The sequence below is a fragment of the Delftia sp. DS1230 genome, assembly GCF_040112715.1.
GTDB lineage: Bacteria > Pseudomonadota > Gammaproteobacteria > Burkholderiales > Burkholderiaceae_C > Comamonas > Comamonas tsuruhatensis.
This window is the reverse complement of sequence record NZ_CP157763.1, coordinates 5,639,763-5,660,626: the sequence shown is the minus strand read 5'-3', so window position 1 is coordinate 5,660,626 and position 20,864 is coordinate 5,639,763. Positions and strand designations below refer to the sequence as shown.

The window sequence follows — 20,864 nt, the reverse complement described above, 5'->3', positions numbered from 1 at the left end:
AGCAAGGGCCTACGCCGGCCGCGCCGCCCCGCAGCGAGGCTGTCGTCCCCCTTCCAGGGGGAAGGCGCGAAGCGACTCAGGGGGTGTAGCTTCATCTCAGGCATTCCAGCCCAGGTCCTGGGACAGCTGCACGCAGGCTTCGCGCAGGGGCGCATCGATGGCGCCGCCGTATTCGGGGTCGAAGGTGGCAATCGAGCCCAGCGTGGTCAGGCCCAGCACGATATGGCCCGAGGAGTCGAAGACCGGCGTGCAAAAGGCCACGATGCCGGGCAGCACGGTATCGACCACGCGGGCGGTGCCGCGCTCGCGCACCTCGGCCAGCATGGCGTCTATGGCCTCGGGGGTGAGCGGCAGGTCCTTGCGCTGGATGCGGCGGGCCTTGTCCACTTCTGGCTCCAGCAGCGGGGCCGTGACCTCGCGCGGCAGCCAGGCCGCGAAGCAGCGCCCGGTGGCCGAGGCCAGCATGGGCATGACGTCGCCCAGGCGCAGATTGGCGGTGACCGACTGCGCGCTTTCCTCCCAGTGCACGATGGTCGGCCCGTGGTTGCCCCAGACGGCGATGGCCGCCGTGTGGTGGATGCGTTCCATGAGCGCGGGCATGCGTTCGCGCGCCAGTCGCACGGGGTCCAGCCGCGCCAGCGATGCCAAGCCCAGCTTGAGCGAGGCCGGGCCCAGGTCGTAGCGGGAGGTGCGCGCGTCCTGGCTAACCAGGCCGATGCGCTGGAAGCTCACGAGGTAGCGGTGCGCCTTGGCGGCGCTCATGCCGGCGTCGGACGCCAGGTCCTTGAGCATCTGCGGGCCCCGGGCGCGCGTCAGCGCCTCCAGCAATGCAAAGCCCACCTCGACCGATTGAATCCCTGCGCGTTCCTTGTCCATTGCAATAGAATTTGGTTTTGTTTAGTTAAATCAATTTAACTTATCGTAATTCGTGGCTGCGTCGCCATGGGTATCCAGGCCGCTGCCCGGATGCCGTGGCGCGCGGCGGCGGCACGGGGGAGCAGCATGAAACTTGCCACATACAAGGACGGATCGCGGGACGGGCAACTGGTCGTGGTGTCACGCGACCTGAGCCAGGCCCATTATGCGACCGGCATAGCGAGCCGCATGCAGCAGGTGCTCGACGACTGGAGCTACATGGCGCCCCAGCTGCAGGACCTTTACCACCTGCTCAACAGCGGCAAGGCGGTCCATGCCTTTGCCTTCGATCCGCGCCAGTGCATGGCGCCGCTGCCGCGCGCCTACCAGTGGGCCGACGGCTCGGCCTACATCAACCATGTGGAGCTGGTGCGCCAGGCGCGCGGCGCCGAGGTGCCCGCCAATTTCTACACCGACCCGCTGATGTACCAGGGCGGCAGCGACGATTTCCTGGGCCCCTGCGACGACGTGGTGGTGCCCAGCGAGTCCATGGGCATCGACTTCGAGGCCGAGATCGCCGTCATCACCGCCGACGTGCCCATGGGCGCCACGCCCGAGCGTGCGCTGGGCGGCGTGCGCCTGGTCATGCTGGCCAACGACGTGAGCCTGCGCAACCTGATCCCCAATGAGCTGTCCAAGGGCTTCGGCTTCTTCCAGTCCAAGCCCGCCACCTCCTTCAGCCCGGTGGCCGTGACGCTGGACGAGCTGGGCGACGCCTGGAAGGGCGGCCGCCTGCACCTGACGCTGCAGTCCACCTGGAACGGCCGCAAGGTCGGCATGTGCGATGCGGGCGAGGACATGAGCTTTCACTTCGGCCAGCTCATCGCCCATATCTGCAAGACGCGCAATGTGCGCGCCGGCTCCATCGTGGGCAGCGGCACCGTGAGCAACAAGGGCGTGGAAAGCGGCAAGGGCAAGAACCGCCGCATGGAGTGGCCCAAGGGCTACAGCTGCATCGCAGAGAAGCGCTGCATAGAGACCATCCAGGACGGCGCGCCCAAGACCGAGTTCATGCGCTTCGGCGACACCATCCGCATCGAGATGAAGGGCAAGGACGGCCAGAGCATCTTCGGCGCCATCGACCAGAACATCGTCGAGCCTGCCGAATGAGCCGCGTCTGCGCACCCTGGTGGCGCCTGGCGGGCAGGTCGCTGCGCGCCGGCCTGGCCGCGCTGGCGCTGTCGCCGCTGGCCGCGGCATTCGCGGCGCCCCCGGCCGCGGACCCTGTCACCTGCCCGCCCGAGGCGCGCATGCCCGGCCCGGACGAGATCCGCGCCATGCAGCGCAAGGCGCAGGACCGCGGGCTGCTGTGGCGCATCGAGCACCAGGGCCGCACCAGCTGGCTGTACGGAACCATGCACGCGGCCAAGCTTGACTGGAGCGTGCCCGGCCCCACGGTGGCGGACGCGCTGCGCGCCTCCGACAGCCTGGCGCTGGAGCTGAACATCCTCGATCCCGAGGTCATGAAGGTCTTGTTCGCAGGCATGCAGGCGCGGCCCGATGCGCCGCCGCTGCGCGGCGATCTCCAGCGCCGGCTTGAGGAGCAAAGGCGCCTGGCCTGCGCCGGCCCCGAACTGGCCCTGCTGCGCCCCGACGCCCAGGTGATCTCCCTGTTGTCGCTGGCCGGCCGCAGCGAGGGGCTGGACGCGTCCTATGGCATCGATTTCTCGCTGGCCGGCGTGGCGCTGGCCCTGGGCAAGCCCGTGCTGTCGCTGGAGACGCCCGAGCTGCAACTGCGCGAACTGGTCTCGGACGACCCCGCGCGCGTGGCCGAGACGGTGGCGTCCGGCCTGCGCCAGCTGGAAAGCGGCATCGCCTCCCAGAAGCTGGGCCTGATCGCAGGCGTCTGGGCCGATGGCCGCATCCACCTGCTGGAGAGCCTGCCCGACTGGTGCGACTGCATGGCCAATGCCGCCGAGCGTGCCGACTACGACCGCATGGTCTATGGCCGCAACCCCGGCCTGGCGCGCGAAGTGGCGCGGCAGATCCGTTCCGGCCGCAGCGTGTTCGCCGCCGTGGGCGCCCTGCACATGGTGGGCACGCGCGGCCTGCCGGCGCTGCTGGCGGCCCAGGGCTTCAAGGTGCAGCGCGTGGAGTTCCCCGCAGCCAGCCCGCCCTGAAACACACGGCCGCCGCCTCCATGAACAAGAGCAACAGGGCGCGGCCAGGACCCATCCACACCCATCCCACAGGAGACAACAATGGACCGTAGACAATTCCTGGCCGCCGTGGCGGCCTCATCCGCCGGCATGGCCGCGCCTTTTGCACAGGCGCAGGACTGGCCCGCCAGCAACATCCGCTGGGTCGTGCCCTATCCGCCCGGCGGCGGCACCGACGTGCTGGCGCGCACCGTGGCCGAGGCCATGCGCCAGACGCTGAACCAGACCATCGTGGTGGACAACCGCCCCGGCGCCTCCACCAACATCGGCGCCCAGATCGTGGCCACGGCCAAGCCCGACGGCTACACCATCATGTCGGCCGACAACGCCGTGCTGGCCTACAACGAGCACCTGTTCAGCAAGCTGTCCTTCAATCCTGAAAAGGACTTCACCTACATCGGCGGCATCAGCCGCTTCCCGATGGCGCTGGTGGTGAACCCGAACTTCGAGGCCAAGACCTTCAAGGAATTCCTGGCCTACGTGAAGGCGCATCCGGGCCAGGTCAACTACGCCTCTCCAGGCAACGGCTCGCCCCACCACCTGGCCATGGAGATGTTCAAGAACCGCACGGGCACCTTCCTGACGCACATCCCCTATCGCGGCGCGGCGCCCGCGCTGGCCGACGTGATGGGCGGCCAGGTGCCCTGCATGTTCCTGGACCTGGCCTCGGGCCTGCCCGTGATCCAGTCGGGCAAGGTGCGCGCCCTGGCCATTGGCACGGGCAAGCGCGTGCCCAGCCTGCCCGAGCTGCCCACGCTGGCCGAGGTCGGCGTGCCCGATACCGAGGTCTATGCCTTCCAGGGCATCCTGGGCCCGGCCAAGATGCCCCCCGCCGTGGTGCAGCGCCTGAACGCCGAGCTCAACAAGGCCCTGGCCAACCCCGCCGTGGTCAAGCGCATGCAGGACTTCGGCATGGAGGCGCTGCCCGGCACGCCCGAGCAGTTCCTGGCCATGTCGCGCGCGGAATCCAAGCGCTGGGGGGCCATCATCAAGAGCGCGGGCGTCAAATTGGACTGACCCCCTGAGCGGCTGCGCCGCTTCCCGTTGCACGTCGCCCGTTGCACGGCGCCCGTTGCACGTCGCCCCTTCTCGCTTCGCGGAGGGGGCGTACGGGCAGCCGGCGACACCCTCGGTGCGGGGCGGCGCGGCCGGCGTAGGCCCTTCCTCGGTGTCTCTGGGTTGGGCCGTGGCGGTTTTGGGGGCGGCGCCCGGCTTTGATCTGATGCGCTGGTGCTGCTTTTTTTTTGGGCGTTCCTGATCGCCAATCCAGCGATCAATCCAGCCATCAATCCAGCGCCTTCTGCCTGCGCATGGTGGTGAAAAGAACAGCCAGGCTGGCGGCGGCGCCGGCCACGCCCAGGGCGGCGAAGAGGGGGATGCCCCACAGGCGCGGGCCCATGGTCAGCAGGCCGGGGGCCAGGCCCAGGATGAAGGCGCCGGAGACCACGGCCAGGGCCAGGCGGGTGGCGGCGCGTTCCAGGGCCTGGGAGAGGCGGTCGATGTGGCGTATGTCCAGGTCGGCCTGCAGCCGGCCCGAGCGCAGTCTTTGCATCACCAGCCGCAGGGTGTGCGGCGCGTCGTCGGCCAGGTCCATCCATTGCGCCATGGCGGCGCGGCGCTGGCGCGCCAGGCTGCGCAGGGAGTAGCGCTGCAGCAGCTGGGCCTTGACCAGGGGCGTGGCCGTCTGCACCACGTCGAATTGCGGGTCCAGCTGCAGCAGCACCTGGTCGGCCGTGATCAGGGCCTTGAGCAGCAGCGCCATGTCGGCGGGCAGGGCCACGCCGGTTTCGCGGGCCAGGGCCATGAAGTCCTGCAGGGCGCGGGACATGACCAGGCGGCCGTTGCTGGCGCCGGGGCCATGGCGGGTCACGAAGCGGTCCACGGCAGCCTCGATGCGCGCGGCCGAGGGCGGGGCGCGGCCGGGCATTTCGCTTTCGGCGGCCCAGTCCAGCAGCACGCCCGAGAGGCTGCGGCCCTGGCCCTCGACCAGGGCGCGCATCAGGCCCAGCACCTGGCGGCGGCGCTGGGGCGACAGCCGCCCGACCATGCCGAAGTCGATGAAGCCCACGCGGTTGCCGGGCAGGGCCAGCAGGTTGCCGGGGTGCGGGTCGGCGTGGAACAGGCCGTCGCGCAGCACCATCTGCAAAAACGCGCAGGCGCCACGGCGCGCCAGCAGCGGGCCGTCCAGCGCGGGGTCCGCGCCCACGGCCGAGGCCGGCACGCCCGGCACGAAGTCCTGCACCAGCAGGCGCGGCCCGCTCAATGCCCAGTGGATGGCCGGCACGACAATCTCGGGCTGGGCCGCGAAGTGCCGCGCCACGGCGTCGCCGTTGTGGGCTTCGACGGTGAAATCCAGTTCCTCGCGCAGCGCCTGTCCCAACTGGCGCGTGACCTCGCGCGGGCGGTAGCGTGCCAGCTGCGGCCATTGTTCCTGGGCCAGCAGCGCCAGGTGCTTGAGCAGGCGCAGGTCGGCCTCGATCTGGGGGCGCAGGCCGGGGCGCTGGACCTTGACCACGACTTCGATGTCGGCAGCGCGGGCCGCAGGGGGGCTGTCGCTGCCGCTGCCGTCTTCCTGGTCCTCCCGGTCTTCAGCCGCAGGCAGCCGCGCACGGTAAACCTGGGCCATGGAGGCCGAGGCCAGCGGCACGGGATCGAAATGCGTGAACACCTGCTCCACGGGCAGGCCCAGCGACTGCTCGATCAATGGCTGGGCCGTCTCCCAGGGCAGCGGGGCGGCGTGGCTGTGCAGTTGCTGCAGGGCGGCCGTCCATTCGGGCGCGAGCAGGTCCGAGCGCGTGGCCATGATCTGGCCCAGCTTGACGAAGCTGGGGCCCAGGTGTTCGAGGGCCATGCGCAGGCGCTCGGGGCGGCTGGCATCCAGCGGATGCTCGGGATGGGGCTGGCTGCCGCGCGGCGCGAAGCGGGCCAGGCCCAGCGTGTCGACCAGGTCGGCCAGCCCGAAGCGCAGCAGCACGCCGACGATTTCCTGCAGCCGGGCACGGTCGCGCACGGCGACCACGGCGGTTTGCAGCATGGGCATCTCCTGTCGGTGGTGGCAATGCGGTCCATTGTGCCGATGCGCCAGACGCCATTGCGCAGGAATCGCCCGTCTCCGGGGCGGGGCTCAGGCCAGCCGCTGCACCTGTACCGCGCAGTCGTAGAAGCTGGGCGCGCGGCCCAGGTCGGTCAGGCGCTGGTGGGTGAGCTCGTTGACATTGGTGCCGTTGTCGCCGTGCTTGCGCCACCAGATGCCCAGGCCGTTGACCACGCCACGGCGCGCGCGGCCGTTGAGGGTGGCGTGGCATTCGTAGCTGCCCCGGTCGTTGAAGACGCGCACCCGGTCGCCCTCGGCCACGCCGCGCGTGGCGGCGTCGTCGGGGTGCAGCTCCACCAGCGGGCGGCCTTCCATGGTGCGCAGGCTCTTGACGTTGACGAAGCTGCTGTTGAGAAAGTTGCGTGCCGGCGGCGAGATCATGGCCAGCGGGTAGCGCGCATCCGTTTCGGCGGTTTCGTAGTTGGGCAGGTAGTCGGGCAGCGGGTCCATGCCGCGCCGCGCCAGCTCGGCGCTGGTGAATTCGCAGCGGCCCGAGGGCGTGGCGAAGCCGCCCTCGGCAAAGGGGGCCTCGGGCAGGGCCAGGGTGGCAAAGCCCTTGTCCAGCAGCTCGTCGAAGTCCACGCCGCGGCCCTCGAACGCCTCGCGGCACAGTTGCTCGTCTCCCGTCTGGAAATGGGCAGCGGCAAAGGCGTCGTCATGCCGCGCCATGTGCGCGGCCAGGTCGCGGAAGATCTGGCCGTTGCTGCGCGCCTGGCCCAGCGGCGCGATGGCGGGGCGGTTGAGCAGCACGTCGGTATGGCCGTAGCTGCCGTGGATGTCCCAGTGCTCGATCTGCGTGGTGGCCGGCAGCACGTAGTCGGCCAGGTCGGCCGTGTCGGTCATGAAATGCTCCAGCACCACGGTGAACAGGTCCTCGCGCGCAAAGCCTGCCACGACCTTGGCCGACTCGGGCGCCACGGCCACGGGATTGCTGTTGTAGACCACGATGGCGTCCACGCGCGGGCCGAAGCCATTGCCGCCTTCGTGCAGCAAGGCGTCGCCGATGGTGCTCATGTTGATGGTGCGCGGGCGGCGCTCGCCCAGCAGGTGCGGCATCTGCAGTCGGGCGCGCTGCGCGGGCAGGGCGCCGGAGGCGGACAGCAGCAGGCCGCCGGCACGGTGGCGCCAGGCGCCCACCAGGGCCGGCAGGCAGGCGATGGCGCGCACGGCATTGCCGCCGCCGCGCGCGCGCTGCACGCCGTAGTTCAGCCGGATGGCGGCGGGCGTGGTGGTGCCGTAGTCGCGCGCCAGCTGGCGGATCTGCTCCACGGGCAGGCCGCAGACCTGGGCCGCGCGCTCGGGCGGCCACTGCAGGGCGCGGGCCTTGAGTTCCTCCCAGCCCAGCGTGTGGCGCGCGATGTAGTCATGGTCCAGCCAGCCGTGCGTGATCAGCTCGTGCATCAGGGCCAGTGCCAGGGCGGCATCGGTGCCGGGCAGCAGCTGCAGGTGCTCGTGGCATTTGTCGGCGGTCTCGGTCTTGCGCGGGTCTATGCACACCAGGCGTGCGCCGTTGCGCTTGGCCTCCAGCGCATAGCGCCAGAAATGCAGGCTGCTGCCGATGCTGTTGCTGCCCCAGATGAGGATGAGCCGGCTTTCGGTGAAATGCTCCACGCGCATGCCCAGCTTGCCGCCATAGGTCAGGTTCAGGGCCTCGCCCCCGGCGCTGGAGCAGATGGTGCGGTCCAGCAGCGAGGCGCCGAGCTGGTGGAAGAAGCGCCGGTCCATGCTCTCGCCCTGCACCAGGCCCATGGTGCCTGCGTAGCTGTAGGGCAGGATGGTTTCGGGATCGCGCGCCGCCAGCGCGTGCAGCCGGGCGGCGATGTCGGCCAGCGCCTGGTCCCAGCCCACGGGCTCGAACTGCCCGGAGCCCTTGGGGCCCACGCGGCGCAGCGGGGTGAGCACGCGCTCGGGGTGGTAGCTGCGCTCGGTGTATTTGCTGACCTTGGCGCAGAGCACGCCGCCCGTGTGCGGATGGTCGGGGTTGCCCTGGACTCTTTTGGCGATGCCGTCTTCGACCGTGGTCACCAGCGAGCAGGTATCGGGGCAGTCATGGGGGCAGGCGCCCAGCACCTGTGAGGTGGCCTGGAGTGGGGGCGTGGCGGAGGACATGGTGGCAGCGGTCTCGGACAGGGTGGGGACTTTGCGAAAGAACCGTGAAAGCCGGAAAAACAGGAAAAGGCCGTCACGGGCAAGGGGCGGTGCCGGTCTTGCATGCCGCAATCGCCGCTTGTCTTTATTATGCGGACCCTTGCAGCCGGCTGCACGCAGCAACGGCGCCGATTCCAGTGACAAAAACAGGCAAGTTCATGCTCCGACCCAAGACGGCGTTCAGCCGCAGACAGTTCATCGCAGCCAGCACGGCGGCTGCCGCCACCTGGACCGGCGCAGTGCGCGCCCAGGACGCGGGAGGCACCATCGTGCTGGGCCAGTCCTGCCCGATGACGGGCCCCGCGGCACAGATCGGCCAGCCCTTCCATGAAGGCGCCAAGCTGTACTTCGAACAGCTCAACGCGCAGGGGGGCATTGCCCGGCGCAACATCGAACTGCGCGTGATGGACGACGGCTACGAGCCCGAGCGCTGCGCGGCCAATACCCAGCGCTTCCTGTCCGACGACGTGTTCGCGCTGTTCGGCTACGTGGGCACGTCCACCAGCATGGCCGCGCTGCCGCTGCTGCAAAAGGCGCGCGTGCCCCTGTTCGCGCCGCTGACGGGCGCCGACGCGCTGCGCCAGCCCCAGCTGGCCCAACTGGTCTTCAACGTGCGCGCCTCCTATGCCGACGAGACGGCGCTGATGGTGCGGCACCTCACGGGCCTGGGCCTGAAGAAGGTGGCCGTGCTGCACCAGAACGATGCCTATGGCGAATCGGGCCTGGCCGGCGTCAAGGCGGCGCTGGCCGCCAAGGGGCTGGAGCCCGTGGGCGCGGCCACGGTGGAGCGCAACTCGAACAATGTGGCGGCGGCCGTCAAGACGCTGGTGCCGCTGGGCGCCGATGTGATCGTGCAGATCGTCACCTACTCGGCCAGCGCGGCCTTTGTGCGCGCGGCGCGCCAGGCGGGCTTTGGCGGGCAGTTCTACAACGTCTCCTTCGTCGGCTCGCAGGCACTGGCGCAGACGCTGGGCAAAGATGCCGAAGGGGTGGTCGTCACCCAGGTCGTGCCCTCGCCCTTCCAGACCTCGCGCCAGATCACGCGCGATTTCCTGGCGGCCATCCAGAAGGGCGGCGGCAAGCTGACGCCCAACTACTCCAGCATGGAAGGCTATCTGGCGGCACGCGTGTTCGCCGATGCGCTGCGCCAGGCCTCGGCCTCGGGCAAGCCCACGCGCGACGGCCTGGTGGCCGCGCTCGACGCCATGCACGGCCAGCAGGTGGCCGGCTTCCCGCTGGCCTTCAAGCCGCAATCGGCCAAGCCGCGCTTCGTGGAGTTGTCCATGCTGACCGGCGACGGCAAGGTCCGGGTGTAGGCTTGCAGCATTGGAGAAGGGCCGGGCCCCTTTCCCGGCTTTCCCTTCGGGTTGGCTCTGCGCGCAGGCGCTCGCGGCGTTGCAGCGCTTGCCAAGGCTTCAGCCTTGGCGGCGCACTGCGCCTTGCGATCACCAGCGCGCAGAGCCAACGCGGGTACTTAAAAGTGCATAACACGCTCTAGAAGGAGAACCCCATGGCCTTGCTGCAGGAGCTGCTGGACAGCGCACCCGAGATCACCGCGCTGCGCCGCGACATACATGCCCATCCCGAACTGTGTTTCGAGGAACTGCGCACCGCCGACCTGGTGGCCCGGCAGCTCGAAGGCTGGGGCATTGCCGTGCACCGCGGCCTGGGCCGCACGGGCGTGGTGGGCACCATCCACGGCCGTGACGGCGGCGCCAGCGGCCGCGCCGTCGGCCTGCGCGCCGACATGGACGCCCTGCCCATGCAGGAGTTCAACACCTTCGAGCACACCAGCCGCCACGCCGGAAAAATGCATGCCTGCGGGCATGACGGCCACGTGGCCATGCTGCTGGCCGCCGCGCAGTACCTGGCCGCGCACCGCGACAGCTTCGAGGGCACGGTGCACCTGATCTTCCAGCCGGCCGAAGAGGGCGGCGGCGGGGCGCGCGAGATGGTCGAGGACGGCCTGTTCACCCAGTTCCCCATGCAGGCCGTGTTCGGCATGCACAACTGGCCGGGCATGAAGGCCGGCACCATGGCCGTGGGCCCGGGCCCGGCCATGGCGTCCAGCAACGAGTTCCGCATCGTCGTGCGCGGCAAGGGCGGCCACGCGGCCATGCCGCACATGGTGATTGACCCGCTGCCCGTGGCGGCCCAGCTCATCCTGGGCCTGCAGACCATCGTCAGCCGCAACGTCAAGCCCATCGAGGCGGGCGTGGTCTCGGTCACCATGGTCCATGCGGGCGAGGCCACGAACGTGGTGCCCGACAGCGTGGAGCTGCAGGGCACGGTGCGCACCTTCACGCTGGAGGTGCTGGACCTGATCGAGCGGCGCATGAAGACCCTGGCCGAGAGCATCTGCGCGGCGCATGACACGCGCTGCGAGTTCGAGTTCGTGCGCAACTACCCGCCCACCATCAACTCCGCGCCCGAGGCCGAGTTCGCGCGCCGCGTCATGGCCGAGGTCGTGGGCGAGGCCAACGTGCTGCCCCAGGAGCCGTCCATGGGCGCCGAGGACTTCGCCTTCATGCTGCTGGAAAAGCCCGGCGCCTACTGCTTCATCGCCAATGGCGACGGCGACCACCGCGCCATCGGCCACGGCGGCGGTCCCTGCACGCTGCACAACCCCAGCTACGACTTCAACGACCAGCTGATTCCGCAGGGCGCCACGTTCTGGGTGAAGCTGGCCCAGCGCTGGCTGAGCGAGCCCACGCGCTGAGGCCCTTGCGGGGTCCGGCCGACACCGGCATGTCACACACCGCACCTAGCATGCGGTCCCTGTGACCTCCATCGAATCCTCCACGGCCGCCGCGCAGGGCGTGGCCGTCCAAGCCCGGCAGCTCAAGCGCATCCACGGCGAGCGCGCCGTGCTCCAGGACATCAGCCTGCAGATCGTGCCCGGCGAGGTGCTGGCCCTGCTGGGTCCTTCGGGCTGCGGCAAGACCACCCTGCTCAAGATCCTGGCCGGGCTGGAGCAGCCCAGCCGCGGCGAAGTCTGGATGGGCGGGCAGTGCGCGGCCAGCGCCTCGCAGTCCCTGCCGCCCGAGCGGCGCGAGCTGGGCCTGGTGCTCCAGGACCATGCGCTCAGGCCCCGTATGAGCCTGCAGGCCAACGTGGCCTTCGCGCTGGAAATGCGCGGCCTGCCTCGCGCGCAGATCCACGAGCGGGTGCAGCAGACCCTGGGCCTGGTCGGGCTGCAGGGCATGGGCGAGCGCCTTCCCGGCAGCCTGTCGGGCGGCCAGCAGCAGCGTGCGGCGCTGGCCTGCGCCGTGGTGGAGCGCCCGCGCCTGGTGCTGCTGGACGAACCCCTGTCCGGCCTCGACGGCAACCTGCGCGAGCGCCTGTGCGAGGAAATTCCCCGGCTGCTGCGCAGCCTGGGTTGTACGGCCGTCTATGCGACGCAAGACCGCCAGCAGGCCTTCGCCGTCGCCGACCGCGTGGTCGTGATGGAGCACGGCCGCATCCTGCAACCGGGCAGCGCCCGGGGCCAGGCGCCGGCCCCCGTGCCTTGCGAGGCAGACCTATGGCCCATGGCCGGGCACCTGTGCAGCGCAGCATAGGAGGGGCATGGCCGGTCTCGGTTCGGATGACGGTGAAAAAAGCACGGTCGTTCTAAATTCCTGCTTTTTTGGCTACACTGTGCCGCTACACGAACCGCCCACCAGGAGACCCGCCATGTCCGATCTGAACGCCGCCTTCGAGGCCGCCGTCAAGAACTCCACCTCGATCAGCGAGCGCCCCGACAACGCCACGCTGCTCAAGCTCTACGCGCTGTACAAGCAGGCCACCGAAGGCGACAACGAGGCCAAGAAGCCCAGCTTCACCGACATGGTCGGCCGCGCCAAGTGGGACGCCTGGGAAAAGCTCAAGGACACCTCGGCCGACGATGCCAAGCAGCAGTACATCGACCTGATCGAATCGCTGCGCTGATCAACACCACCACCGATCGCAGACACAGGCAAGGCCCCGGACTCCGGGGCCTTGTCGTTTCCGGCCAGGCCACACCACACTATGTCAAAGAGTGGAGCGCTGGAAACTGGCGCGGCCCACCCCAGGGACACCGAGGAAGGGCAGCCCCGCACCGAGGGTGTCGTCCCCCTCAGGGGGAAGCGGCGCAGCCGCTCAGGGGGATCAATATTTGTTGGAAAAGTTCGCGCTGATGCGCTGGCGCAGGTACTCCGCGCCCGTGATGGGCGGGTACTTCTTTTGCGGGCCCTCGATCACCGCGTCCTCGTTGGCCTGGCAGAAGAAGGCCAGGCTGTAGCGCGCGCCCTGGTATTCATGGGGCAGGGGATTGCGCACGCGGTGGAAGTTGCTGGGCAGCTGGTCGTCGCTCCAGCGCGTGAGCATGTCGCCGATGTTGCAGGTGATCACGCCCTCCACGGGGTCCACGGGCGTCCATTGCTGGCCCTCCATCTCCTTGCCCGGCAGCACCTGCAGGCCGCCCTGGCCCGCGCGCTGGAACAGCAGGGTCAGGCAGTCGAAGTCGGTGTGGGCGCCTGCGCGCCACAGGCCCAGCTCATCCTTGAGCGCGGGATCGACCGCGAAGTAATGCAGCATGCGCAGCGTGCTCTGGTAGGCGGGCACCGAAGGGTCGTGGGCGCGCGTGAAGAAGTCCGCATCGAAGCCCAGCTTGTGCGCAAAGCACGACAGCAGCTGCATGCCCACCTGCCAGCACTGGCGCTCAAAGTCCAGCGTGGCCTGCTGAAAGCCCGGCAGCTCCTGCTGCGTGGGCCACAGGCCGGCCATGCGCGGGCGCGTCACCTGGTAGGACTCCTTCTGGTCGGGCGTGCGCGTGGAAGGCCGGATCTGCGCCTTGTGCTCCCAGCCCGCATTGCGCGACAGCGGCCACTGCGCCTTCACCTCGCGCGGCAGCGCGAACAACTGCTCGGCACGCCCGAAGGCCGCATCGATATCGGGCTGGGGAATGCCGTGGCCCGACACCTGGAAGAAGCCGATCTCCACCGAGGCCTGCCAGATCGCATCGGCGATCTCGGCCTTGCGGCGGTCGAAGTCGGAGATGTCGATCACCCGCACCTCCCGTGCGCGCGTCTCCTGCCCCTGGCCGCCCATGCGGGCCTCCTTGGCGAGTTCACCCAGCGCGTAATCTGACGCCGGTGCCGAAGGCAGGGTGGGGTTGGCAAGCATGTTCATGGTCTGTTTCCTTTGCCGCAAAGGCAGTGGCAAGGCACGCGGCGGCCGGCGCAAAAAGACACCGATCCCGCCCGTCGCTCTTGAAGTGGCTGACAGGGCACAGGTCGCAGCCACGCCGCTCCCGCACCCGCTTCAAGAGCAATGACCCGCGCCGGCACAGACCGGCAAGCTGAACGCTTCTACTCTTGCCAACCACCCAAGCAAACAGCGCGCCAGCCCGCGAAGGCCGGTTCATGGCCGCCTGCGTTCCATCGTGGTGCAAGAGGGCCGGGCAGCTTGGTGCACGCGCCGCATCGGAACCGTCTGGCACCAATCTGATGCATGCCCGCCGCGTCGAAAACCGGCGCGGCCCAGCCCAGTGACGCCGAGGAAGGGCCGCCCCGCACCGAGGGTGTCGTCCCCCTCCCGCGCAGCGAGAGAGGGGGAAGGCGCGAAGCGACTCAGGGGGTGGTACGCACTTTGCATACAAGGACGAACGAGTAGAAGCGTTCAGCACGCGCCCAGTGCGCGTTGCCCGGAAATTGCTCATGTCACGCCAGCCGCCCGGCCCCATGCCAGCGGCCGGTCCCCATGTTGATAGCGACTGAGAGTTCCACCATGCAACGCCGCCATTTCCTTGCCGCCGCCGCCCTTCCCGCTGCCAGTGCCGTGATGCCCGGTGCCTTCGCCCAGGGCAAGGCGCTGACACCGCTGAAGTTCACGCTGGACTTTCGCGTGACCTCGCAGACCGCGCCCTTTTTCGTGGCGCTGCAAAAGGGCTACTACCGCGACGAGGGGCTGGACGTGAGCATCGACGTGGGCTCGGGCTCGGTGGCATCCATCACGCGGGTGGCCAGCGGCGCCTACCAGCTGGGCCTGGGCGACATCAGCTCGCTGATCGAGTTCCAGGCGCAGAACGCGGGCGCGGCGCGCGTGCAGGCCGTCTACCAGTACTACAACCGCGCGCCGTTCGCCATCATCGGCCGCAAGGACCGGGGCATCACGGGCGAGTTCGCCAGCCTCAAGGGCAAGAAGGTGGCCGCCGCCGCCGTGGAGTCCACGCGCCGCGTCTGGCCCCTGGTCGCGCAGCGCCAGAACCTGCCGGCCGACCTGTTCGCCTGGACCACGACGGAGTTCTCGGCGCGCGACAACGTGGTGGTGCGCGGCGATGTGGATGCGGCCACCTATTTCCATGACTCGGCCGTGTCGCTGTTCGCACGCATCAAGCCCGAGGAGCTGTCGGTGCTGCGCTACACCGATGCGGGCGTGCAGCTGTACGGCAATGCCATCCTGGCTTCCAGCGCGCTGGTGGCCGAGCAGCCGGCGCTGGTGGCGGGATTCCTGCGCGCCAGCAACCGTGCCCTCATCGAATGCCTGGCCCAGCCCGCACTGGCCGTGGCCGCCGTGCGCCAGCGCGAGCCCATCCTGGATGAAAAGCTGGAACTTGCGCGCTGGGCCATCACCTCGCAGTACCTGGCCGCGCCCGATACGCAGCGCCACGGCCTGGGCGACATCGACCCGCAGCTGCTGGCCCGCCAGGCCGAGCAGGTCAGCCAGGCCTTCGGCCTGAAGGCACCCGTGTCGGCCGATGCGCTGTTCAACCGCAGCCTGCTGCCGCCGCTGGCCGCGCGCATGGCCAAGGCCTGAGGGAGTGCACATGGACCACGCCACCGTTTCACTGCCCCTTGAGGCCTCGCTCGACGAGCGCGACGGCCTGTACCTGCGCCGCGCCATCGCCATGGCCGACCGCGCGCGCCAGCGCGGCAACCGCCCTTTCGGCGCACTCATCGTGGCCGCCGATGGCCGCGTGCTGGCCGAGGCCTCCAACGCCAATGGCGAGAGCGGCGACTGCACGGCCCATGCCGAGCTGTCGGCCATCCGCCTGGCTAGCCCCCTGCATGACCGCGAGGCGCTGTCCGCAGCCACCTTGTATTCATCGGCCGAGCCCTGCGTGATGTGCGCGGGCGCCATCTTCTGGTCGGCCATAGGCCGCGTGGTCTACGGCATAGACGCCGTGCGCCTGCGCGAATTCCGCGGCGAGCGCCTGGACCAGAAGGATGCCGAGCTGTCCTGCCGCGATGTGTTCGCCGCCTCGTCCCACGCCATCGAATGCATAGGCCCGGCGCTGATCGGCGAGGCCGCCGCTTCGCACCAGGGCGCCTGGAAAAGCTGACCCGGCCCCGTTCCGTCCCCACCGTTTCTTTTGACCACCAGAGAGGAAGCCCACCATGCAAAAACGACTGTTCCTGCACACCGTCCTGGCCCTGTCCGCCAGCGCGGGCCTGGCAACGGCCCATACACAGGCCCACGCGGCCACGCCGCTGAAGTTCCAGCTGGACTGGCGCTTCGAGGGGCCGGCTGCCTTCTTCCTGCAGCCGGTGGCCAAGGGCTACTTCAAGGACGCGGGCCTGGATGTCACGGTCGATGCCGGCAGCGGCTCGGGCGGCGTGGTGCAGCGCGTGGCCTCGGGCGCCTATGACCTGGGCTTTGCCGACATCGCGGCGCTGATGGAGTTCCAGGCCAACAACCCGGACATGCCCAACAAGCCCGTGGCCGTGATGATGGTCTACAACAACACGCCGGCCTCGGTGATGGCGCTCAAGAAAAGCGGCATCGCCAAGACGGCCGACCTCACCGGCAAGAAGCTGGGCGCGCCCGTGTTCGATGCGGGCCGCCGCGCCTTCCCGCTGTTCGCCAAGGCCAACCAGGTCGGCACCGTGCAGTGGACGGCCATGGACCCGCCGCTGCGCGAGACCATGCTGGTGCGCGGCGACGTGGATGCCATCACGGGCTTCACCTTCACCTCGCTGCTGAACCTGGAGGCGCGCGGCATCAAGGCCGCCGACGTGGTGGTCATGCCGTATGCGGACTTCGGCGTGAAGCTGTACGGCAACGCCATCATCGCCAGCCCGAAGCTGATCAAGGAGAACCCGGCCGCCATCAGGGCCTTCCTGCAGGCCTTCGCCAAGGGGGCCAAGGAAGTCATCGCCAACCCGGGCGCGGCCATTGCCTACGTGAAGGAGCGCGACGGCATCGTCAACACCCAGCTGGAGACGCGCCGCCTGCAACTGGCCATCGACACCGTGGTCAACAGCGCCGACGCGCGTGCCGAGGGCTTTGGCCAGGTCGTGCCCACGCGGCTGTCGCTGATGGCGTCGCAGGTCTCCGATGTCTACGCCACCAAGACGCGCGTGAACCCGGCCGAGGTCTGGAACGGCAGCTTCCTGCCGTCTGCGGCCGAGCTGAACATCCTGCCCAAGAAGTAACGACAAAGTGATTGACACCGTGCGCGTGCGCCAGCGGGCGACGCGCCGGCCCTTGCCTGCTGCCTGACATGAATTCCTCCACATCCCACGGCGATGACGACGCCTTCTTCGTCGAGTTCCGCGACGTCTGGCTTGCCTACAACGAGGAGCTGCTGCGCGCCAACCACTTCGCGGTCGAGGCCATCGACCTGCAGGTGCGGCGCGGCGAGTTCATCGCCATCGTCGGCCCATCGGGCTGCGGCAAGTCCACCTTCATGAAGCTGACCACGGGGCTGAAGATGCCCTCCATGGGCCGCGTCATGGTCAACGGCGAGCGCGTGACCGGGCCGCTGAAGATCTCGGGCATGGCCTTCCAGGCGCCGTCGCTGCTGCCTTGGCGCACCACGGTGGACAACGTGCTGCTGCCGCTGGAGATCGTGGAGCCGCACCGCTCGCAGTTCCGCCAAAAGCGCAAGGAGTACGAGGCGCGTGCGCGCGCCCTGCTGCAGAAGGTGGGCCTGGGCGGCTACGAGGACAAGTACCCCTGGCAGCTGTCGGGCGGCATGCAGCAGCGCGCCAGCATCTGCCGCGCGCTGATCCACGAGCCCCAGATGCTGCTGCTGGACGAACCCTTCGGCGCGCTGGACGCCTTCACGCGCGAGGAGCTGTGGTGCGTGCTGCGCGACCTGCAGGCCGAGCAGCGCTTCAACGTCATCCTGGTCACGCACGACCTGCGCGAAAGCGTCTTTCTGGCCGACACCGTGTACGTGATGAGCAAGAGCCCGGGCCGCTTCGTGGTGCGCCGCGACATCGAGCTGCCGCGCCCGCGCGAGCTGGAGCTGACCTACACGCGCGAATTCACCGACATCGTGCACGAGCTGCGCGGCCACATCGGCGCCATGCGCAAGACCGGCGCGGCCATCCAACAATAGAACGGGGGAGATTCACATGCACAAGAAATACGCGGAACGCTGGGCGCCCTGGGTGCTGCTGCTGGCGGTCATCCTGCTGTGGCAGGTCATCTGCTCGGCCTTCGAGGTCTCGGAATTCATCTTCCCCAGCCCCTGGGCCATCGGCCGGCAGCTGGCCGAGTTCAGCGGCATCATCGCCGCCCACGCCTGGCGCACCTACTGGGTGACCATGGCGGGCTTTGGCATCGCCATCGTGGTGGGCGTGCTGCTGGGCTTTCTGATCGGCTCCTCGCGCCTGGCCTATGCGGCGTTCTATCCGCTGATGACGGCCTTCAACGCGCTGCCCAAGGCGGCCTTCGTGCCCATCCTGGTGGTCTGGTTCGGCATCGGCGCGGGGCCGGCCATCCTCACGGCCTTCCTGATCAGCTTCTTTCCCATCATGGTCAACATCGCCACGGGCCTGGCCACGCTGGAGCCCGAGCTGGAGGATGTGCTGCGCGTGCTGGGCGCCCGGCGCTGGGACGTACTGATCAAGGTCGGCCTGCCGCGCTCCATGCCCTACTTCTACGGCTCGCTGAAGGTGGCGATCACCCTGGCCTTCGTGGGCACCACGGTCAGCGAGATGACGGCGGCCAACGAAGGCATCGGCTACCTGCTGGTGTCGGCCGGCTCGTCCATGCAGATGGGCCTGGCCTTTGCCGGCCTGATCGTGGTGGGCGCCATGGCCATGGTGATGTACGAGTTGTTCAGCGCCATCGAAAAGCGCACCACGGGCTGGGCCCGGCGCGGCTCGCAGGGTGAGTGAGAATCCGGCCATGATGCCCGCACCCACGACGACCCCGCACATGACGCCCATGACGCCCCTGACCGACGAACAGGCGGCCCGCCAGCTGCGCCGCGCAGGCGCCGTGGCCGGGCGGGCCATGGCCATGGGCCGCCATCCCTTTGGCGCGCTGCTGCTGGCGCCCGACGGCGAGACCGTGCTGGCCGAGCAGGGCAACATCGACACGGTGAACCATGCCGAGTCCACGCTGGCGCGCACGGCGGCCGCCAACTATCCGGGCGCCTACCTGGCGCAGTGCACCCTGGTCACCACCTTCGAGCCCTGCGCCATGTGCGCCGGAACCATCTACTGGGCCGGCATAGGCCGCGTGCTCTACGGCGCCGAGGAAACGGCGCTGCTGGCGCTGACGGGCGACCATCCCGAAAATCCCACGCTGTCCCTGCCTTGCCGCGAGGTCTTCGCGCGCGGGCAGCGCAGCGTGCAGGTCGTGGGGCCCGTGCCTGCGCTGCAGGAGGAGATGCTGGCGCCGCACCGGGGCTTCTGGCAACAGGGCTGAGCCGCCTGCGCGGGCGGCTCAACTGCGGCAGCCGGCCAGCGCGTCCAGGGGCTTCTGGTAGGTGGGGCTGGTCACGTCCAGCAGGCCCAGGGTGGTGTGGTAGAGGTTGTCGTGCGACAGCGGCGCGTCCAGCTGGCCGCGCACGCAGCGTTCGGACACGCCGGTGCGCTGGCCCAGGTTGCCCAGCCAGGCGATCATGGGAATGTGCTTTTGCTCGTCGGGCGCCATGGCGTAGGGCATGCCGTGCAGGTAGATGCCCATCTCGCCCAGCGACTCGCCGTGGTCGGACATGTAGACCATGCCGGTCTGGTAGCGCGATTGCTGGCGCGTCAGCCAGTCGATGGTCTGCGACAGGAAATGGTCGTTGTAGCGGATGGAGTTGTCGTAGACATTGACCACCTGCTCGCGCGTGCAGCTGGACAGCGCATTGGTCAGGCATTCGGGCTGGAAGACCTTGGTCTCCGGCGTGGAGCGCTTGTAGTAGGCCGGCCCGTGGCTGCCCATCTGGTGCATGACCAGCACCACGCCGCGCTCGCGGCGCTCGCGCGGCAGCGCGGCGATGCGTTCGTCGATGCCGCTGAGCAGGATGCCGTCCAGGCATTCTCCATCGCTGGAACACAGCGCCTTGCCGTCGGGCGTGTCCAGGCGGTCGGCGGTGCTGGCGTTGGGAATGCGGTCGCACACGCCCTTGCAGCCGGCCTGGTTGTCCAGCCACAGCACGGCCAGGCCGGCGCTGTACAGCACGTCCACGAGGTTGTCGTAGTCCACCTTGCTCTTGTAGAAGCCGGTGCGGCCCAGGTGCGAGAACATGCAGGGCACGGATTCGCGCGTGCTGGTGCCGCAGGACGTCACGTTGCTCCAGTTGAGCACCTTGCGCCTGGCCAGCTCGGGCGTGGTGTCGCGGGCATAGCCGTTCAGTCCCCAGTTGGCGGCGCGCGCCGTCTCGCCCACGACGATGACGAACAGCGGCGGCTTGCGCTCGGCCGCATAGGTGGCCCCCAGCGTGGCGCCGGCCGCGATGCTGGCGAACGGGCGCTTGGGCCGCAGGATGGGCTTGAGCACCGCGTCCAGCGAGGCCAGCACCGGGCTGACCGGATTGAGCATGTGGCGCATCCACAGGTTGTTGCGGACCACGGGCGCCAGCTCGCGGTACGAGACAAAGACCGAGGCCGCCAGCAGCAGCACCGAGGCGGCCAGCAGCGCCAGCGTGCGCAGCACGGTCTGCATGCTGCGGCGCGGGCGGATGACGCGCAGCCGCAGCAGCCAGGCCGTGGGCAGTCCGGCCACCAGCAGCAGCTGCAGCAGCAGCTGGGGGTTGAACAGGTCGCTGCTCTCGCGCAGGTCGGTCTGCAGGATGTTGTTGATCATGCCGCCGTCCATCACCGTGCCGTAGGCGGTCATGAAGTACTGGGCCGCGCCGGCAATCCAGGGCAGGGCAATCCACAGCGGCTTCATGCCGCGCGGCCAGGCCGTCAGCGACAGCAGCAGCAGCAGGCCGCCCAGGCCCAGGGGCAGCAGCCGCAGCACCAGGGCGGCCAGGCTGCCGTCATAGCCTTCCAGGTGGGGCAGGCGCCGCCACAGCGCCCAGTTGGCGGTGGCCAGCAGCCACAGCGCCAGCACCAGGGCCACGGCCTGGGGCGAGCGCGGTGCGGTCCAGGCCATGCGCAGCCGTGCCGCGAGGCTGGCGGGGGCCGCCTGGGCAGGCTGGGCAGAAGATGGGGCCGGGGCTTGGCCGGTGCCGGAGGAGCCGGCAAAGGGGGGGCGGGCGAGCAGGCGTTCTGACATGGCCGCGAGCGTAGAATTCGCAGCTTAAGAACATCTGAACCCCGCGTTCAGACTCCGTTCAGCTTGAACCCCTGCCGCCCCCCCCCCTTGCGCCACGCTTGTTCAGTCCGTATCCGGTGCGCATCCTGATGTGC

At 69.3% G+C, this 20,864-nt stretch carries 18 protein-coding genes; 13 read left to right on the top strand and 5 right to left on the bottom strand.

Going from position 1 to position 20,864, the window contains the following annotated elements:
* Positions 1-96 precede the first annotated feature (96 nt).
* Positions 97-876: an IclR family transcriptional regulator gene (locus tag AAN986_RS25485; protein ID WP_047218507.1), complete on the bottom strand. Its 780-nt coding sequence runs from the start codon at positions 874-876 to the stop codon at positions 97-99.
* Positions 877-1,002: 126 nt separating this feature from the next.
* Here AAN986_RS25485 and AAN986_RS25480 point away from each other — a divergent pair, with 126 nt between their 5' ends.
* From AAN986_RS25480 to AAN986_RS25470, 3 genes are all read left to right on the top strand, one after another.
* Positions 1,003-2,025: a fumarylacetoacetate hydrolase family protein gene (locus AAN986_RS25480; RefSeq protein WP_026062874.1), complete on the top strand. Its 1,023-nt coding sequence runs from the start codon at positions 1,003-1,005 to the stop codon at positions 2,023-2,025.
* Positions 2,022-3,035, top strand: a complete 1,014-nt coding sequence (locus tag AAN986_RS25475) for a TraB/GumN family protein (protein ID WP_047218506.1) — start codon at positions 2,022-2,024, stop codon at positions 3,033-3,035. Before AAN986_RS25480 ends, AAN986_RS25475 begins: the two co-directional genes overlap by 4 nt.
* Positions 3,036-3,116: 81 nt before the next feature.
* The gene (locus tag AAN986_RS25470) at positions 3,117-4,091 is read left to right on the top strand and encodes a tripartite tricarboxylate transporter substrate binding protein (RefSeq protein WP_016446620.1); all 975 of its coding nucleotides are present in this window, start codon (positions 3,117-3,119) and stop codon (positions 4,089-4,091) included.
* Positions 4,092-4,359: 268 nt separating this feature from the next.
* On the opposite strand, the gene AAN986_RS25465 is transcribed toward AAN986_RS25470, so the two are convergent.
* Complete coding sequence (locus AAN986_RS25465) at positions 4,360-6,108, bottom strand: AarF/UbiB family protein (RefSeq protein WP_349335524.1); 1,749 nt, start codon at positions 6,106-6,108, stop codon at positions 4,360-4,362.
* A gap of 90 nt (positions 6,109-6,198) precedes the next feature.
* Complete coding sequence (locus AAN986_RS25460; RefSeq protein WP_047218505.1) at positions 6,199-8,277, bottom strand: molybdopterin oxidoreductase family protein; 2,079 nt, start codon at positions 8,275-8,277, stop codon at positions 6,199-6,201.
* 197 nt (positions 8,278-8,474) lie between these two features.
* Between AAN986_RS25460 and AAN986_RS25455 the strand changes: the two genes are divergently transcribed.
* The 4 genes from AAN986_RS25455 to AAN986_RS25440 all read left to right on the top strand — a co-directional run bounded on the left by AAN986_RS25455 (position 8,475) and on the right by AAN986_RS25440 (position 12,246).
* Positions 8,475-9,632, top strand: a complete 1,158-nt coding sequence (locus AAN986_RS25455) for an ABC transporter substrate-binding protein (protein WP_016446617.1) — start codon at positions 8,475-8,477, stop codon at positions 9,630-9,632.
* A gap of 194 nt (positions 9,633-9,826) precedes the next feature.
* Positions 9,827-11,035, top strand: a complete 1,209-nt coding sequence (locus tag AAN986_RS25450; protein ID WP_046988835.1) for a M20 aminoacylase family protein — start codon at positions 9,827-9,829, stop codon at positions 11,033-11,035.
* A gap of 61 nt (positions 11,036-11,096) precedes the next feature.
* Positions 11,097-11,876: an ABC transporter ATP-binding protein gene (locus tag AAN986_RS25445; protein ID WP_047218504.1), complete on the top strand. Its 780-nt coding sequence runs from the start codon at positions 11,097-11,099 to the stop codon at positions 11,874-11,876.
* Positions 11,877-11,991: 115 nt separating this feature from the next.
* Entirely contained in the window at positions 11,992-12,246 is a 255-nt protein-coding gene (locus AAN986_RS25440; protein ID WP_012203065.1) for an acyl-CoA-binding protein, read from the top strand.
* 201 nt (positions 12,247-12,447) lie between these two features.
* Here AAN986_RS25440 and AAN986_RS25435 read toward each other — a convergent pair whose 3' ends face one another.
* Entirely contained in the window at positions 12,448-13,470 is a 1,023-nt protein-coding gene (locus tag AAN986_RS25435; protein ID WP_016451933.1) for a 2OG-Fe(II) oxygenase family protein, read from the bottom strand.
* Positions 13,471-14,067: 597 nt separating this feature from the next.
* Between AAN986_RS25435 and AAN986_RS25430 the strand changes: the two genes are divergently transcribed.
* The 6 genes from AAN986_RS25430 (at position 14,068) to AAN986_RS25405 (ending at position 18,945) form a co-directional block, all read left to right on the top strand.
* Positions 14,068-15,096: an ABC transporter substrate-binding protein gene (locus AAN986_RS25430; RefSeq protein ID WP_043780730.1), complete on the top strand. Its 1,029-nt coding sequence runs from the start codon at positions 14,068-14,070 to the stop codon at positions 15,094-15,096.
* 10 nt (positions 15,097-15,106) lie between these two features.
* Complete coding sequence (locus tag AAN986_RS25425; protein ID WP_012203068.1) at positions 15,107-15,622, top strand: nucleoside deaminase; 516 nt, start codon at positions 15,107-15,109, stop codon at positions 15,620-15,622.
* A gap of 55 nt (positions 15,623-15,677) precedes the next feature.
* The gene (locus tag AAN986_RS25420) at positions 15,678-16,715 is read left to right on the top strand and encodes an ABC transporter substrate-binding protein (protein ID WP_047218503.1); all 1,038 of its coding nucleotides are present in this window, start codon (positions 15,678-15,680) and stop codon (positions 16,713-16,715) included.
* Between the two features lie 68 nt (positions 16,716-16,783).
* Positions 16,784-17,626: an ABC transporter ATP-binding protein gene (locus tag AAN986_RS25415; protein ID WP_017406667.1), complete on the top strand. Its 843-nt coding sequence runs from the start codon at positions 16,784-16,786 to the stop codon at positions 17,624-17,626.
* A gap of 16 nt (positions 17,627-17,642) precedes the next feature.
* Positions 17,643-18,410, top strand: a complete 768-nt coding sequence (locus AAN986_RS25410; protein WP_012203071.1) for an ABC transporter permease — start codon at positions 17,643-17,645, stop codon at positions 18,408-18,410.
* 10 nt (positions 18,411-18,420) lie between these two features.
* The gene (locus tag AAN986_RS25405) at positions 18,421-18,945 is read left to right on the top strand and encodes a nucleoside deaminase (RefSeq protein ID WP_082138095.1); all 525 of its coding nucleotides are present in this window, start codon (positions 18,421-18,423) and stop codon (positions 18,943-18,945) included.
* 18 nt (positions 18,946-18,963) lie between these two features.
* Here AAN986_RS25405 and AAN986_RS25400 read toward each other — a convergent pair whose 3' ends face one another.
* On the bottom strand, positions 18,964-20,730 hold the full coding sequence (locus AAN986_RS25400) for a phosphoethanolamine--lipid A transferase (protein WP_047218502.1): 1,767 nt from the start codon (positions 20,728-20,730) through the stop codon (positions 18,964-18,966).
* Between the last annotated feature and the right edge of the window lie 134 nt (positions 20,731-20,864).

What these genes read in the sequence shown, in the direction of transcription:
- AAN986_RS25485 (WP_047218507.1), bottom strand. Translation starts at nt 876, where the DNA reads ATGGACAAGGAACGCGCAGGGATTCAATCGGTCGAGGTGGGCTTTGCA.
- AAN986_RS25480 (WP_026062874.1), top strand. Translation starts at nt 1,003, where the DNA reads ATGAAACTTGCCACATACAAGGACGGATCGCGGGACGGGCAACTGGTC.
- AAN986_RS25475 (WP_047218506.1), top strand. Translation starts at nt 2,022, where the DNA reads ATGAGCCGCGTCTGCGCACCCTGGTGGCGCCTGGCGGGCAGGTCGCTG.
- AAN986_RS25470 (WP_016446620.1), top strand. Translation starts at nt 3,117, where the DNA reads ATGGACCGTAGACAATTCCTGGCCGCCGTGGCGGCCTCATCCGCCGGC.
- AAN986_RS25465 (WP_349335524.1), bottom strand. Translation starts at nt 6,108, where the DNA reads ATGCTGCAAACCGCCGTGGTCGCCGTGCGCGACCGTGCCCGGCTGCAG.
- AAN986_RS25460 (WP_047218505.1), bottom strand. Translation starts at nt 8,277, where the DNA reads ATGTCCTCCGCCACGCCCCCACTCCAGGCCACCTCACAGGTGCTGGGC.
- AAN986_RS25455 (WP_016446617.1), top strand. Translation starts at nt 8,475, where the DNA reads ATGCTCCGACCCAAGACGGCGTTCAGCCGCAGACAGTTCATCGCAGCC.
- AAN986_RS25450 (WP_046988835.1), top strand. Translation starts at nt 9,827, where the DNA reads ATGGCCTTGCTGCAGGAGCTGCTGGACAGCGCACCCGAGATCACCGCG.
- AAN986_RS25440 (WP_012203065.1), top strand. Translation starts at nt 11,992, where the DNA reads ATGTCCGATCTGAACGCCGCCTTCGAGGCCGCCGTCAAGAACTCCACC.
- AAN986_RS25435 (WP_016451933.1), bottom strand. Translation starts at nt 13,470, where the DNA reads ATGAACATGCTTGCCAACCCCACCCTGCCTTCGGCACCGGCGTCAGAT.
- AAN986_RS25430 (WP_043780730.1), top strand. Translation starts at nt 14,068, where the DNA reads ATGCAACGCCGCCATTTCCTTGCCGCCGCCGCCCTTCCCGCTGCCAGT.
- AAN986_RS25425 (WP_012203068.1), top strand. Translation starts at nt 15,107, where the DNA reads ATGGACCACGCCACCGTTTCACTGCCCCTTGAGGCCTCGCTCGACGAG.
- AAN986_RS25420 (WP_047218503.1), top strand. Translation starts at nt 15,678, where the DNA reads ATGCAAAAACGACTGTTCCTGCACACCGTCCTGGCCCTGTCCGCCAGC.
- AAN986_RS25415 (WP_017406667.1), top strand. Translation starts at nt 16,784, where the DNA reads ATGAATTCCTCCACATCCCACGGCGATGACGACGCCTTCTTCGTCGAG.
- AAN986_RS25410 (WP_012203071.1), top strand. Translation starts at nt 17,643, where the DNA reads ATGCACAAGAAATACGCGGAACGCTGGGCGCCCTGGGTGCTGCTGCTG.
- AAN986_RS25405 (WP_082138095.1), top strand. Translation starts at nt 18,421, where the DNA reads ATGATGCCCGCACCCACGACGACCCCGCACATGACGCCCATGACGCCC.
- AAN986_RS25400 (WP_047218502.1), bottom strand. Translation starts at nt 20,730, where the DNA reads ATGTCAGAACGCCTGCTCGCCCGCCCCCCCTTTGCCGGCTCCTCCGGC.